This window comes from Flagellimonas baculiformis (assembly GCF_033441575.1).
Taxonomy (GTDB): Bacteria; Bacteroidota; Bacteroidia; order Flavobacteriales; family Flavobacteriaceae; genus Flagellimonas; species Flagellimonas baculiformis.
Window position 1 is genome coordinate 568,707 of the sequence record NZ_JAUZVW010000001.1, and the last position, 15,742, is coordinate 584,448.

A 15,742-nucleotide genomic window follows, 5' to 3' on the forward strand; every position below is an offset into this window, starting at 1 on the left:
ATTACCTTTGGAAAAAATTTAAACGTTAGGCATGAAAAAAACAACACATTACCACAGACCCATTTTTTTTACCCTAGTATCGCTCCTTTTATTTTCTGCATGTTCCGATGACTCGGATGATGAAGATCTGGGCAACTGGGTGAACAGATCTGTTTTTGACGGCAGCCCACGCAGCAGCATTTCAGGTTTTGTGATAGACAATGTGGGATATATGGGTGTTGGGTATGATGGGGACGATTATTTGAACTCATTCTGGTCCTATGATATGGAAGGGGACTATTGGTCACAAAAAGCTGATTTTCCCGGCACGCCCAGAAATGCGGCGGTTGGATTTGAAATCGATGGCAAAGGCTACATTGGTTCCGGCTATGATGGTGTGGATGAACTCAATGATTTTTATTCCTATGACCCATCGAGCAATAGTTGGGTCCAAATCGCTTCCTTGTCCAACACAAAAAGGAGAAGTGCGGTTGCCTTCGGGGCCAACGGTCATGGATATTTTGGGACTGGGTACGACGGCGAGAACGACAGGAAGGATTTTTGGAAATATGACCCAGCATCCGACACTTGGACCGAACTGCAGGGATTTGGGGGCAACAAAAGAAGATCGGCCACAACCTTTATGATCAACGGGACTGTGTATTTGGGAACTGGGGTCTCCAATGGTGTCTATTTGGATGACTTTTGGGCTTTTGACACATCCAGTGAAACCTGGACCAAAAAGCTGGATCTGGACGAAGAGGATGATTATGCCATTGCCCGTAGCAATGCAGTGGGTTTTGAATTGAACGGATACGGTTATGTGGCATGTGGCGAAAGTAACGGCGCCACCAATACCGTTTGGGAGTATGACCCTTCATCCGACACTTGGGTACAAAAAACCAGCTTTGAAGGTTCCACCCGACAAGATGCCATCGCATTTTCAAACTCCAGCAGGGCATTTGTAGGACTAGGCCGAACAGGAACGCTTTATTTGGACGACCTGGATGAATTTTTTCCTTTTGTTGAATATGATGATGAAGACTAGTCATCGCCAATGCTTCATCCAAAAGACAAGAACAGGAAATACCCTCCCTTTTGATCACTGTTTTGAAAGACAGTTATGGAAAAGAACATGAAAATCACAACGCTCTGTCTTTTTATAGGGCTCGCCTTATCAGCCTTGCTATTGTTCAAAAGTGAAAAAAAGGAAGCAGCCCTGCCGCTATATTCCAAGACCATCAAGCTTGAAAGAGGCTATGGCTATCAAATTTTCATGAATGGCAAATTATTGGTCCATCAAGAATTTATTCCTGCTGTAGCGGGCAAAATCCAGTTCCAATCCGAAAAAGATGCAGAAAAGGTGGCAAACAGGGTCATACAGAAGATCCAAAGAAAAATTGCTCCTGATATTACTTTGCAGGAACTCAAAGAATTGGATATTGTACTTTTGGGACAACAATAACCTCCTATGATCCTTAAGCGCAAAAACATACAGGTATTTGTCCTCCACTTGTTGCTATGGAGTTTTTTCTATGGCCTCTTTCTTTTTCCCTTTTTTTTCCAACTGCGACAAATACCTCCTGACCTGCCCCTAAGGCTCGTAATAGTAATCGTTTTTTTCTATGCCAATTATTTTTTGTTGGTCCCAAAGATTCTGCTCAAAAAGAAAACCCTATCCTACATTTTGATTTGTTTGGTGTTGATCGTGGGCACAGGGCTCATCTTAAATCTAGGTTTTGATCCCGGGCCCAAGATACCTCCCAATGTCAGAATGGACAGGTTTGTCCCACCAGAAAATAGACACACCATACTTTTTTTTGTAAACATCCTGAATCTCAGTGCTCCCTTTTTTGTAAGTGCCTTTCTTCGGGTCTATCTGGAATGGAAAAGGAATGAGGACAGCAGAAAGAAGGTGGAAAATGAAAAAGTGAACTCGGAACTCCAATTCCTGAAAACCCAGTTGAACCCCCATTTTCTGTTCAACTCCTTGAATGCCATATATTCCTTGGCGGTAAAAAACTCCAACATGACATCCGAAGCCATCATTTCCCTATCGGAATTGATGCGCTATATGCTCTATGAAGCCGATAAGGAAATGGTCCCCTTGACAAAGGAACTGGAATACATCAAAAATTATGTGCAATTGCAGAGACTTCGGCTATCGGACAGTGCAAATGTCAACTTGCGGATCTCTGGCGACGACAAGAACAAGCAGATTCCACCTTTGCTCTTTATCTCATTCATCGAGAATGCTTTTAAGTATGGAACGGATTATCAAGGAAAGACGTATGTGAGCATCAATTTTTTAATCGAAGATGGATCCATATCCTTTAGGGTAGAGAACAAGATAGGGTCCCACAGGAAAAATGACAAGAGTTCAGGCGTTGGTCTGGAGAACATAAAGAATCGGCTGAAGCTCCTATTCCCGGATTCACATAACCTACTCATCACAGATGATGGCAAAAACTATTGTGTAGATTTGAATTTACGCAGCATATAGACTATGACATAAACCCAAGGAAATGATGAAATGTATTATAATAGACGACGAGCCCCTCGCCATTGACGTTTTGATGGACTATTGCCAAAAAATGGATTTTATCCAACTGGAAGGGACCTTTACCAACCCTTTGGAAGCCATTTCGGTGATCAAGGAAAAAAAAATAGACCTTATTTTCTGCGATATTGAAATGCCGCAGATCAATGGTATTGACTTCATAACTTCTTTGGACAATATCCCGATGTTCATCTTTACCACCGCCTACTCCCAATACGCCGTGGAAGGCTTCAACCTAAATGCCATTGATTATTTGGTAAAGCCCATTCCATACAACAGGTTCATCAAGGCCATATCCAGGGCAAAGGAAGTGATGGCATATAAGGGCACACCGCCTAAGGAAAATGTGTTCCCATCCATTGGCGAAAACCAAAAATCGACCCCAAATTATATTTTTATAAAAGCAGAGTATGAGAGTGTAAAGATCAACCTGGACGATATTGAGTATATCCAAGGCTTAAAGGATTATTTAAAAATACATGTGGTGGGTACCAATAAGACCATTCTTACCCTGATGAGCTTTAAAGAGATTTTGGAGAAACTTCCGTCCAATCAATTTCTGCGGGTGCACAAATCATTTGTGGTGAACTTAAGCCGCATAAAAACGGTCCAAAGGAACAGAATTGTAATCAATGATGTACGGATACCGATTGGTGAGAGCCATAAAGCAAACTTTTTTTCCGCATTGGGGCTTTGATCCACTAAACCACTTCAGCAACGACAAAAGTACTCCCTCCCACATAGACCATATCTTCCCTTTCCGCAGTGGTCAAAGCGGTCTTCAACCCTTTCTTTACCGTCTTGTATGCTTTCCCCAATAGCCCTTGTTCCATGGCCATAGAGGCCAATTGCTCCACCTCCATTCCGCGAGGGATATTCGGCCTCACAAAGTAGTATTTGGCCTCTTTGGGAAACATCGCCAAAACGCCCTTTACATCTTTATCGCTCACAAATCCCAACACTATGTGCAGTTGCTTATACCGTTGTTTTTTGATCTGTTGCAACACCCATGTAAGTCCTTCCTTGTTATGGGCGGTATCGCAGACCACCAATGGGCTTTCCTTCAAAATTTGCCATCTTCCCATCAGTCCCGTATTGGGCACCACCTTCTTCAATCCATTGGAGATGTTATCCGCTGAAATGGCAAAACCTTCCAGCTGCCGGACACAGGCCAGAACCCCTTTCATATTGCGCTCCTGATAATCTCCCAGCAAATCTGTAGTATAGACAGGGAGGGACAGTTCATCCGCAAAAACAATCTTGGATTTCAATTGATGGGCGATCAAGTTGAAAACGGTCTCTGTTTCGGGTTGTCGTTCACTGATCACCACAGGTACACCGGGCTTGATGATGCCTGCTTTTTCGAGTGCTATTTTCTCCAAGGTATCCCCCAATATCTGGGTATGGTCCAACCCTATGTTGGTAATAAGGGACACTTCCGGGGTTATGATGTTGGTAGAATCCAATCGGCCACCCAGCCCCACTTCAACAACGGCAACATCCACTTCCTCCTTGGCAAAATAGCTGAAGGCCATTCCCACGGTCATTTCAAAAAAGGACAGTCTGTGATGCTCCAGAAAGGCTTTGTTCCCATCAATAAATTCTTTTACGAACTTCTTATCCACGGGTTTCCCGTTGATCTTGATGCGTTCCCTAAAATCCTTGAGATGTGGCGATGTATAAAGGCCTACTTTGTAGCCAGCCTCTTGGAGTATGGAGGCCAACATATGGCTACTGGACCCTTTTCCGTTGGTCCCGGCCACATGGATGGTCTTGAACTTTGTGTGTGGATTGCCCAAAAGGTCAGAAAAATGGATGATGTTGTCCATTTTAGCGTTCAGGGCCGCAGCACCTTTTTGCTGGTACATGGGCAACTGGCCGAACATCCAGTCCAAGGTTTCCTTATAGGTCACTACTGCCCCAGTTTAAAATTGACCACCACAAAGCCTTTTTGTTGAACATGGGCTTTGTTATCTGAGTTCCATCGATATGATAATGCTGTTTTTCTAGCAGCGTCCAAAAGACAAGGTGCAGTATTTTGAGTTCCTTTAACCCCAGGAGTTGCCTTTATGACCTGGCCACTTCTATCTACAATAATTTCTACGACTACCCTGCCCGATTCATTGCATTCCTGCTGAAACTTGTCACTACTGAGTAATTTTCTACCTTTTAACCCATAGCCACTTCCACCACTACCACTACCAGGATCACCATAATAGGAACTTGCATAAGGATCACCATCAGGCTGTCCCTTGTCCCCCGCCTTGTTGTCGTCGCCTTCGCTGCCTGTGGCGGTACCATCAGATTTTGCAACGCCTCCGATAAGGGCATCTATGTTCTTTTTCTTGGCTTCCTGTTCCTGTCGCTTTTTTTCTTCCGCGTCCCTTTTCTCCTTGGCGATGCGTTCCGCTTCGGCCTTGGCCTTTTCCGCTGCCTCATCGGCCTTACGCTTGGCTTCTTGCTGTTGCTTTATCTTGATGCTCTCCTCATCCTCACTGGTCAGCACCTTTTCCACGGGAGCCTCTTCCACAGTTTCCTCCTGGGGTTGCACTTCCTGCACCTGCTGCACGGGTTCGCTAACCACTTCTTGCGGCTCGGACCTTATTTTTTCTTTGGGTTGGACTTCCCCACTGCCAAATTCCATGGTCCCAAAATTCACCGCTATGCCATTCTCTATGGGTGGATCAAGGTACGTAAGACCTATATAAAAGAGCAATAGGAGCAATGCGCTTAACAGAAGTGTGGTAAGCGTGAAGGATTTTTTCTTGTGTCTCGTATCTAAAAATGACATTACTTTGGCCGCACAGCCAAGATGACCTTGTAATTGTTCCTATTGGCAATGTCCATAACGTTGACCGCTTCTTTGATGGCCACGCTTTCCTCTGCCCTTAGGATTATGGTAGGCTTGTCTTGACCTTCAAGTGCCTTTTTTAATTCAATTTCAATGTATTCTTTGTTGATCTGCTGATTGTTCACAAAATAGTTCAGGTCCTTGTTGATGGTCACCGAAACATTCTGCGTATTGGTGGATTTTCCCTTTGCCTTTGGCAAGAGCAAATCCAGCGCGTTGGGTGCATTGGAGGTCAGCATGAAGAACACCAACAACAGGAACACAATGTCCGTCATGGATGCCATGCTGAATTCTGGGCTTATCTTGTTCCTTCCCTTCAGTTTCATGACAGAAAAAATACTATATGGGTTCGTTCAATAGGTCCAGGAACTCCACGGCATTGGCCTCCATCTGGTGGACCACTTTATCCGTCCTGTTCACCAAGTGGTTATAGCCAATGTAGGCGATGATCCCCACGACCAATCCCGCAACCGTTGTGGTCATTGCGGTATAGATTCCCGATGCCAACGATCCCATTTCGGCCTGTCCGCCGCTACTTGCCATTTCGTGGAAGGCCAAGATCATCCCGATCACGGTCCCCAAGAACCCGATCATGGGTGCAGCTCCTGCCACGGTGGCCAAAACACTCACGTTTTTCTCCAGTTTGTAAACCTCGAGCGTACCTGCATTCTCTATGGCGGTATTGATGTCGTCCAAAGGTTTACCTATTCGGGATACGCCTTTTTCTGTGAGTCTTGCCACGGGAGAATCGGTCTGGGCACAAAGCAATTTGGCCGCTTCCAACTTTCCGTTCATGACATGGTCACGAATCTGGTTCATGAAGTTCTTGTCGATCTTGGATGCCGCCTTCAAGGCAAAAATCCGTTCAAAATAAATGTACATGGCTACGAACAGAAGCACAAAAAGCACAATAATGATCAAAATACTTCCTGTACCCCCATTAACGATAAGGTCTATCACGGAAAGGGTCTTCTCTTCTGAAATAGAGGCCATTGCCTCGGATCCTTCCGTTGCTTCTTGAAAAATAATCATATAAAATCCCCAATTTAAGTTGCAATTATAACGGAGATTTTCGGGCTAAAGTATGCTTTAGAACAAATATCGCATCACCATGAAGCATATTGCCCCTCCGATAAAGCCCAAAAAGGCCAACCAAGATATCTTTTTAAGATACCAAAAGAAATCTATTTTCTCCATTCCCATGGCCACAACACCTGCCGCGGAACCGATTATGAGCATACTGCCCCCCGTACCTGCGGAATAGGCAATGAAGTGCCACAACTGATCATCCAATGGTTCCGAGAACATGCCCAAACTGGCAGCCACCAAGGGCACGTTGTCAATGACGGCAGAGCCAACACCCAACAGCAACACCACCAAATCAGAGACATGGGTATTTGCCATTTCCGTACCCATCAACGGCATTCCCTGTTTGAGACTTTCTGCAAAATTGAACAGAAGGCCCAAGGACTCCAAAGCGGCCACCGCCATCAAAATCCCCAAGAAAAAGAGGATACTGGGCAGCTCAATTTTGGTCAGCGCTTTGTGCACAGGACTATGGTGCGATGCCTCATCACTGTCATGGTCAACAGATGAAATCGCAATTTTCCGGTTACTGTAGATTTCGGCAAACGTGGCCACTATGGCCAAGGACAGCATCATGCCCACATAGGGTGGCAAATGGGTAATGGTCTTGAATATGGGTACAAACACAATGGCGCCCAAGCCCAAGTAAAGCATTATGGAACTATATTTTGATTTTGACACTTCCTCATCCTCTACATCGATCTCCCCTTTGAAAGCCGGAAGAAAGGACGCTATGAACGAAGGAAGCAACATACAGACCAACGATGGCACCAATAAGTGCTCTATCAGCAATGCCGTGGACACTTTGTTGCCAATCCACAACATGGTGGTGGTGACATCCCCGATCGGCGACCAGGCACCTCCGGCATTGGCCGCAATAATGATCAGACCTGCATACCAAATCCTGACTTCTCTGTCTTTTACGATTTTTTGCAGAATGGAAATCAATACTATGGTCGCAGTAAGGTTGTCAATGATAGCGGAAAGAATAAAGGCCATAAAGGAGAATATCCAAAGGATCTTTTTCTTGCTCCTGGTCTTCACAAAGGATTTTATAGTGGAGAAACCGTCAAAATAATCGATGATCTCCACAATGGTCATGGCCCCCAAAAGAAAGACCAAGATTTCCGAGGTCTTACCCAAATGGTGCAGCAAGGTTTCTTCCAAAAGATGTGTCTTCTCCTCATGGTTAAAGGATGAAAAGTTTTCCAACAAGGCATGGTTCCCAGAATCGAACCAAGTGGTGAAACCGTCAAGTCCGAAAGCCATCATGGCCCAAAGAATGGCCATCATTGCCAAGGCCGGAATAAGTTTATCTATCTTCAGATTGTGTTCAAGCGTAATTGCCAAATATCCAATTACAAAAATGACAACTAAGAGGGTCTCCATGTTAAGTTTGGTTTAATTAAGGAATCGTTTTGTTGAGCAGTTATCTAAGCGTTAAAGATATTCAAAATGAGTTTTTCCGCATAATCTTATTCCCTTAAAATAATGTGAAAGCAAAAAATATCTCCTTAAGGTTTTCAAAACAATTATATCATTCTCGTTTATAGCGACATTTTTATGTGGGATTATCATTGGAACGCTATATTTGTACTCCGTTTTTAATTATTTTTCAGTATTATGGATTTCTCACTCACCGAAGAACAGTTGATGATACAACAAGCGGCAAAGGATTTTGCCCAGAACGAACTTTTGCCCGGCGTCATTGAACGGGACGACGCACAGACGTTTCCCGATGAACTGGTCAAGAAAATGGGTGAGTTGGGATTCATGGGCATGATGGTCAATGAAAAATATGGTGGTAGCGGACTGGGCACCCAAGCCTATGTGCTGGCCATGGAAGAGCTGTCCAAAGTGGACGCCTCTGCATCTGTGATGGTTTCCGTGAACAATTCCTTGGTGTGCTGGGGTCTCGAGACCTATGGTTCCGAGGAGCAAAAGCAAAAATACCTCACCCGCTTGGCCACAGGCGAGATCATCGGCGCATTTTGCCTGTCCGAACCTGAGGCCGGAAGCGACGCCACCTCCCAAAAAACAACGGCCATTGACAAAGGGGACCACTATCTCCTGAACGGTACCAAAAACTGGATCACCAACGGCGGCAGGGCCGAGGTATTCTTGGTGATAGCCCAGACCCATGTGGACAAGGGCCACCATGGTATCAACGCCCTTATCGTTGAAAAAGGAATGCCCGGCTTTGAAATAGGTCCCAAGGAAAACAAGCTGGGGATCAGGGGAAGTGATACCCACTCCCTACTCTTCAACGATGTGAAGGTCCCCAAGGAAAACCGCATCGGTGCGGATGGCTTTGGGTTCAAATTTGCGATGAAGACCTTGGCCGGCGGACGCATCGGAATAGCTGCCCAGGCATTGGGCATAGCCGCTGGAGCCTACGAACTGGCACTCCAATATTCCAAGCAACGAAAGGCTTTTGGTACCGAAATCTCCAACCATCAAGCCATAGCCTTCAAACTGGCCGATATGCACACCAAGATACAGGCAGCCCGCCTTCTGGTATACCAAGCAGCCACCGACAAGGACAATGGCAACGACTACACCCTTTCCGGTGCGATGGCCAAACTCTATGCATCGGAAGTGGCCATGGAAACAGCGGTCGAAGCAGTACAGATCCATGGCGGTAATGGCTTTGTGAAAGATTATCATGTGGAGCGATTAATGCGCGATGCCAAGATCACCCAAATCTATGAAGGCACGTCTGAAATACAGAAAATAGTCATCTCCAGAAGCATCATCAAAGATTGACCCCCTTCGCTTTTAGGGGTAACCCTTCAATGAAGGGCCTTTTGTCAGGCAGACCCCCATACTTTCACGAGCACTCCCATCAAAATAGGCTCACAATCTCTATTCGTCCTGTCTTTTTTAGGGGACAAGGGGTTTAAAAGAGATTATTTTGAGATAATGATAATTCAACATTGCTCCTATTTTCATTTTGAATATATTTTAACCCTTCATTGAATACGTTGATTATTATTCTGATAATCAATTAAAACCGTGCATTTTATTCATCATAATTGATATTTTTGAAGAAATACGTTAATGATGAAATTGAAAAAGCAAGGTCTATATCTGCCAGAATTTGAGCACGACAACTGTGGTGCAGGATTCATTTGCAGCCTAAAAGGAAGGAAATCCAACGATATCATACACAAGGCCCTCGAGATCCTGGATAAACTGGAGCACAGGGGAGCAGTGAGTTCCGATGGAAAAACAGGAGATGGAGCCGGAATCCTGATCGATATCCCACACGACTTTTTTAATGAAGTCTGCAAGTTCTCCCTTCCTGAGGCCGGGGAATATGCCGTAGGCAACGTATTCCTTCCGCAAAAGGAAAACCAAAGGGACTTTTGCATAAAGGTCCTTGAGGAAAACATGAAAGCACAAGGGCTGCAATTGTTGGGCTGGCGCGATGTGCCCGTCAACCGTTCCGTGCCCGGAAGGATAGCCGCAGAGACCGAGCCCTATCTAAAGCAGGTATTTATAGGAAAGGGAGAGGCATTGGACGATTTCCAGTTCAACCTCAAACTTTTCATCGCACGGAAAATCACCGAGCACACCATCATAGAAAGCAAGCTTTCCCAAAGCCAGTTTTTCTATTTGCCCAGTCTTTCCACCAAGATCATCATTTTCAAAGGACTTTTGGTCCCCAAGGATATCAGCAGATATTACGAAGACCTGTTGGACCCCCGAGTGGTCACCCGTTTGGCCCTCGTCCACCAAAGGTTTTCCACCAACACCTTCCCCACTTGGGACCTTGCACAGCCGTTCCGCTACATGTGCCACAATGGGGAAATCAATACGTTAAGGGGCAACGTGTCCCGCATGCGTTCCCGCGAAGAATTGATGAAAAGTGACTGGTTCGGGGACGATATCAAAAAAATACTGCCCATAGTCCTTCCCGGAAAATCAGATTCCGCCAGCATGGACATGGTCGTGGAACTCCTGTTGATGACAGGTCGTTCCCTTCCCGAAGTAATGATGATGTTGGTACCGGAAGCATGGGAAAAAAATCCTAAGATGTCCGAATCCAAAAAGGCGTTCTACGAATACAACTCCTGCTTGATGGAGCCTTGGGACGGACCTGCATCCATTCCCTTCACCGACGGGAATTATATTGGGGCGGTATTGGACCGAAACGGTCTGCGCCCATCCCGATATTCGGTCACCAAGAAAGGATATGTGATCATGTCCTCCGAGACCGGGGTTGTGGAACTGGAGCCAGAGGATATTGAATTTCACGGCCGATTGGAGCCAGGTAAAATGTTCTTGGTGAACATGGAAGAGGGACGCATTGTGAACGATGAGGAAATCAAGGAATCCATTGCCAAAAAACATCCCTACAAAAAATGGCTGAAAGACAATCTGGTCCATCTGAGGGACATCCCTTATAATGATTGCCCCGTATTTTTTGGTGAATTTCCGCTAAAAACAAGACGGGCCGCTTTTGGCTATACCCAAGAGGACATCAACACCATCATCATGCCCATGGCGCAACATGGTAAGGAGCCCATTGGGTCCATGGGATCGGACACGCCCATTGCCGTACTTTCCGAAAGGCCCCAATTGATCTATAACTATTTCAAACAACTGTTCGCCCAGGTGACCAACCCGCCCTTGGATGGTATCCGGGAAGAGCTGATCACCGACATCAGCCTTACACTGGGAAGCGACCAAAATATCTTCGAGATTTCCGAACTCCACTGTAGAAAGTTGAAGATCCAAAACCCTGTGATCTCCAAAGAGGATCTGGACAAGATCAAAAATTACGATGCCAGTCCGGATTACAAGGTGGTGTCCATTTCCATGCTCTACGAAATTGCCAAAGGGCACAACGGACTTGAGGAAGCCTTGCAATCCTTATTACAACAGGCCCTGGATGCCATTGACCAAGGAGCCAACATCATTATCCTATCGGACAGGATGGTGAGTTCCGAAATGGCGGCCATACCCGCACTTTTGGCCTGTTCCTATGTGAACAGCGGCCTGAGCAAAATGGGCAGACGTTCCAAGTTGAGCATCATCATTGAATCGGCAGAACCACGGGAAGTGCACCATTTTGCGTTGTTGTTCGGTTTTGGGGCAAGTGCCATCAACCCATATCTGGTGAACGAGATCATAGGCGAGCAACTGACCGAGAACAACATCACCGACTACACCTTTGAGGAAGCCATCAAAAATTACAACAAAGCTGTTGGAAAAGGCATCTTGAAGGTGATGAACAAAATTGGGATCTCTACCTTGAACTCCTATCGAGGGTCCCAACTATTCGAATGCATTGGCATAAACACCAAAGTAGTGGACAAATATTTCCCCAATACCCCAACACGTATCCAGGGAATAGGTCTATATGAAATTGAGAAAGAGGTGGCCAAACGCCACAAAAAAGCATTCACAATACAGGAATTAGCAGCCAATCTGGATCTAGAGGTTGGTGGTGAGTACCGTTGGAGAAGGAATGGCGAAAAACACATGTTCAATCCATTGACTATCGCCAAGCTTCAGAAATCGGTACGCAATAACGAGCCGGAAACCTATAAAGAGTATTCCGAACTGGTGAATGAGCAATCCAAAAACCTTATGACCATCCGTGGACTGTTCGATTTTTCGAACTATGACCCTATTCCCATCGAGGAAGTGGAACCTTGGACCGAGATTGTAAAACGGTTCAAGACCGGGGCCATGTCCTACGGAAGTATAAGTAAGGAAGCACATGAAAACCTGGCGATTGCCATGAACCGGATCGGAGGAAAAAGCAATTCGGGGGAAGGAGGAGAAGATCCGGCTCGTTTTTATAGAAGTCAGACCGGCGACTGGAAGAACAGTGCCATAAAGCAGGTAGCATCTGGTCGTTTTGGGGTCACCTCAAATTACTTGGCCAATGCCCAGGAGATACAGATCAAAATGGCACAAGGGGCCAAACCGGGTGAAGGCGGACAATTGCCTGGCCCAAAAGTGAACCCTGCCATTGCCAAGACCAGGAACTCGACACCTTATGTTGGGCTTATTTCGCCACCACCGCACCACGACATTTATTCCATTGAGGACCTTTCCCAATTGATCTACGATCTAAAATCGGCCAATAGGGAAGCGAGGATCAATGTGAAACTGGTATCGGAAGTAGGAGTGGGCACGGTGGCCGCCGGGGTATCCAAGGCAAAGGCCGACGTAATCCTTATCTCTGGGTTTGATGGCGGTACCGGGGCATCCCCGTTGACCTCATTGAAACATGCGGGACTACCTTGGGAACTTGGGGTTGCGGAAGCACAACAGACCTTGGTATTGAACGACCTGAGAAACAGGGTGGTACTGGAATGTGACGGACAATTGAAAACCGGAAGGGATGTGGCGATCGCCTGCCTTTTGGGTGCAGAGGAATTTGGTTTTGCAACCGCACCTTTGGTGGCCTCTGGCTGTATCATGATGCGGGTGTGCCACTTGAATACCTGCCCGGTAGGTATTGCTACCCAAAATCCGGAACTGCGCAAAAAGTTCCAAGGAAAACCAGAACATGTGGTCAACTACATGTACTTCGTGGCCCAAGAACTTCGCGAAATCATGGCCAAGTTGGGCTTCAGGACCGTGAACGAAATGGTGGGGCAAGTACAGAAACTGGATAGAAAAAAGGCCATAGAACATTACAAGGCAGCTGGGATAGACCTTACCCCGATATTGTACCAAGTGGATGTGCCCGAAGGGACCAAACTCTACAATACCGAAAAACAGGTGCATGACATCAGCAAATCCATTGAATTCGGCATCATTGCCAAGGCGCACCCAGCCCTTTTCAGAAAAGAGAAGACCAGTTTGGACTTTCCAATTTACAATACGGACAGGGCCGTCGGTGCCATCATCAGCAATGAAATATCCAAAATTTATGGTGCGGACGGGCTTCCGGACAATACCCTTAGATTGAATTTCACAGGATCTGCTGGACAAAGTTTTGGTGCTTTTGCCACCAAGGGACTCACCATGGTCGTCAATGGAAACACCAACGATTACCTAGGAAAAGGACTTTCTGGAGCCAAATTGGTGGTCAAGGTTCCTTTTAAATCCACCTTTAAACCAGAGGAAAATGTGATCATCGGGAACGTGGCGCTTTATGGGGCCACTTCAGGGGAAGCCTATATCAATGGAAAAGCCGGCGAACGTTTCTGCGTGAGAAACTCCGGTGCCAAAGCTGTTGTGGAAGGCATCGGTGACCACGGTTGTGAATATATGACTGGTGGCGTTGCCGTGATCCTGGGAACCGTCGGAAGAAACTTCGGGGCCGGAATGAGCGGTGGTATTGCCTACGTCTATAACAAGGATGGCTCTTTTGAGCGGAATTGCAACGGTGAGACGTTGAACCTGCTTCCCGTGAACGAGGACAATGACATCAAGGAACTTAGGGAATTGATCGAAAACCATTACAATGCCACGTTGAGCCCATTGGCCCAAGAAATTTTGGAGCATTGGGAAGAATACTTGCCAAAATTCATCAAAGTATTCCCTGAAGAATACCGTCAGGCCCTCATACGGTTGGAACAAGAAAAAATGCAAACCTTATAATTTTAGGACATGGGAAAGACTACAGGATTTATGGAATTTGACAGGAAAGATGAAGGCTATGCCCCTGTTAAGGAACGCATCAAAAACTATAAGGAATTCACTTTGCCCCTACAAGAAGGTGAAGTTAGAAACCAAGGGGCCAGGTGCATGGATTGCGGTATTCCCTTTTGCCATAGCGGATGTCCGCTGGGGAACCTGATTCCTGATTTCAACGATGCCGTGTATCAAGGAAAATGGGAAAAAGCAGCCAAGATATTGCACTCCACCAACAATTTTCCAGAGTTTACAGGTCGATTGTGTCCAGCCCCTTGTGAGGAAGCATGCGTATTGGGCATCAATGAAGACCCGGTTTCCATAGAAAATATAGAAAAGAACATCGTGGAAACAGCATTCAAAAATGGCTGGATCAAACCCGAGCCACCCCTTAAACGAACCGAAAAAAAGGTGGCCGTGATAGGCTTGGGGCCTGCAGGTTTGGCCGCTGCCCAACAGCTCAACAGGGCCGGACACCATGTTACCGTTTTTGAGCGTGATGAAAAAGTAGGCGGGTTGCTCCGGTACGGCATACCTGACTTCAAAATGGAGAAAAACATCATCGATCGCCGTATTGACGTGATGAAAAAAGAAGGTATCGAATTCAAAACCGGAGTACATGTAGGAGTGGATATCAATGCAAATGACCTGAAGAAGGACTTTGATGCCGTATTACTCTGTGGAGGGGCCACAGTACGAAGAAGCCTACCCATACCAGGTTCAGACTTTAAAGGAGTGGTCCAGGCCATGGACTTTTTACCACAGAATAACAGAAAAGTGGATGGCATCCCTTTTAAGGGTGAGGAGATTTCGGCAAAAGGGAAAAAAGTCATCGTTATAGGTGGGGGCGACACGGGTTCCGATTGTATTGGGACTTCCATACGACATGGAGCCGTATCCGTTACCAATTTTGAGATCATGCCCAAAGGCACGCCTGACAGACCCGAAGATCAACCATGGCCATTCTGGCCCATGCGTTTGCGCACCAGTACCTCACACAAGGAAGGTGCGGAAAGGGTGTTCAGCATTTCCACAAAGCATTTCAATGCAGATGAAAATGGCAACCTAAAAAGTCTTGTGACCTCAGAAGTGGTCTGGGAAAAAATTCCCGGACAACGACCTGTATTGAAAGAAGTTGAAGGTTCAGAAAAAGAATGGGAATGTGACTTGGTATTATTGGCGTTAGGATTCACGGGATCCGAAACCACTATTGCTGATCAATTGGGGCTAAAAATGGACCCAAGGACCAATATCAATGCCTCTCCATTGAACTACAAGACCAATGTACCGGGTGTTTTTGTGGCAGGCGACCAGAGAAGGGGACAATCTTTGATTGTGTGGGCCATTTCTGAAGGCCGACAAGCAGCACACCATGTTGATAGCTTCTTGATGGGACAATCCAACCTTCCCCTGAAAGGCGAGGGCGATCTGCCGAGGGTATAAGCAGAGCGATACATTTCAAACAATATACATCAACTCTCCAAAATTGTTTTTGGGGAGTTTTTTTATGCCTTAAATAGATAAAAAAATAAAGGGGCCGTGTTGCTTGGGAGGTGTGTATATAAACAAAAAAGGCCCTTCACGTGATGTGAAGGGCCTTGAGGAAGGCGGCGACCTACTCTCCCACCTGGTGTGGCAGTACCATCGGCGCTGACGGGCTTAAC

12 protein-coding genes are annotated in these 15,742 nt (G+C 46.1%); 7 read left to right on the forward strand and 5 right to left on the reverse strand.

The features are described from left to right. The first annotated feature begins 31 nt into the window (after positions 1–31). From SD450_RS02580 to SD450_RS02595, 4 genes are all read left to right on the forward strand, one after another. Complete coding sequence (locus SD450_RS02580) at positions 32–1,027, forward strand: Kelch repeat-containing protein (RefSeq protein WP_318343070.1); 996 nt, start codon at positions 32–34, stop codon at positions 1,025–1,027. A 75-nt stretch (positions 1,028–1,102) separates the two neighbouring features. Further along, on the forward strand, positions 1,103–1,444 hold the full coding sequence (locus tag SD450_RS02585; protein WP_318343071.1) for a DUF4907 domain-containing protein: 342 nt from the start codon (positions 1,103–1,105) through the stop codon (positions 1,442–1,444). A 6-nt stretch (positions 1,445–1,450) separates the two neighbouring features. Then, the gene (locus SD450_RS02590; RefSeq protein ID WP_318343072.1) at positions 1,451–2,482 is read left to right on the forward strand and encodes a sensor histidine kinase; all 1,032 of its coding nucleotides are present in this window, start codon (positions 1,451–1,453) and stop codon (positions 2,480–2,482) included. A 22-nt stretch (positions 2,483–2,504) separates the two neighbouring features. Then, positions 2,505–3,236, forward strand: a complete 732-nt coding sequence (locus tag SD450_RS02595) for a LytR/AlgR family response regulator transcription factor (protein ID WP_318343073.1) — start codon at positions 2,505–2,507, stop codon at positions 3,234–3,236. Between the two features lie 4 nt (positions 3,237–3,240). Here SD450_RS02595 and SD450_RS02600 read toward each other — a convergent pair whose 3' ends face one another. The 5 genes from SD450_RS02600 to nhaD are packed head-to-tail and all read right to left on the reverse strand — an operon-like array spanning position 3,241 to position 7,865. Continuing rightward, positions 3,241–4,452 carry a bifunctional folylpolyglutamate synthase/dihydrofolate synthase gene (locus SD450_RS02600; protein ID WP_318343074.1) on the reverse strand — a complete coding sequence of 404 codons (1,212 nt, stop codon included), beginning with the start codon at positions 4,450–4,452 and terminating at the stop codon, positions 3,241–3,243. Further along, positions 4,452–5,330 (reverse strand): energy transducer TonB, encoded by an 879-nt coding sequence (locus SD450_RS02605; RefSeq protein WP_318343075.1) that lies wholly within the window; start codon positions 5,328–5,330, stop codon positions 4,452–4,454. Before SD450_RS02605 ends, SD450_RS02600 begins: the two co-directional genes overlap by 1 nt. Then, complete coding sequence (locus SD450_RS02610; RefSeq protein ID WP_072881092.1) at positions 5,330–5,716, reverse strand: ExbD/TolR family protein; 387 nt, start codon at positions 5,714–5,716, stop codon at positions 5,330–5,332. The genes SD450_RS02605 and SD450_RS02610 overlap by 1 nt, the downstream gene beginning before the upstream one ends. 13 nt (positions 5,717–5,729) lie before the next feature. Next, complete coding sequence (locus SD450_RS02615) at positions 5,730–6,422, reverse strand: MotA/TolQ/ExbB proton channel family protein (RefSeq protein ID WP_318343076.1); 693 nt, start codon at positions 6,420–6,422, stop codon at positions 5,730–5,732. A gap of 57 nt (positions 6,423–6,479) precedes the next feature. Further along, positions 6,480–7,865 carry a sodium:proton antiporter NhaD gene (nhaD, locus tag SD450_RS02620; protein ID WP_318343077.1) on the reverse strand — a complete coding sequence of 462 codons (1,386 nt, stop codon included), beginning with the start codon at positions 7,863–7,865 and terminating at the stop codon, positions 6,480–6,482. Between the two features lie 234 nt (positions 7,866–8,099). Here nhaD and SD450_RS02625 point away from each other — a divergent pair, with 234 nt between their 5' ends. From SD450_RS02625 to SD450_RS02635, 3 genes are all read left to right on the forward strand, one after another. Continuing rightward, on the forward strand, positions 8,100–9,242 hold the full coding sequence (locus tag SD450_RS02625; RefSeq protein ID WP_318343078.1) for an acyl-CoA dehydrogenase: 1,143 nt from the start codon (positions 8,100–8,102) through the stop codon (positions 9,240–9,242). 297 nt (positions 9,243–9,539) lie between these two features. Then, positions 9,540–14,045: a glutamate synthase large subunit gene (gltB, locus tag SD450_RS02630; protein ID WP_318343093.1), complete on the forward strand. Its 4,506-nt coding sequence runs from the start codon at positions 9,540–9,542 to the stop codon at positions 14,043–14,045. 9 nt (positions 14,046–14,054) lie between these two features. Beyond that, complete coding sequence (locus SD450_RS02635; protein WP_318343079.1) at positions 14,055–15,521, forward strand: glutamate synthase subunit beta; 1,467 nt, start codon at positions 14,055–14,057, stop codon at positions 15,519–15,521. Positions 15,522–15,742 lie beyond the last annotated feature (221 nt).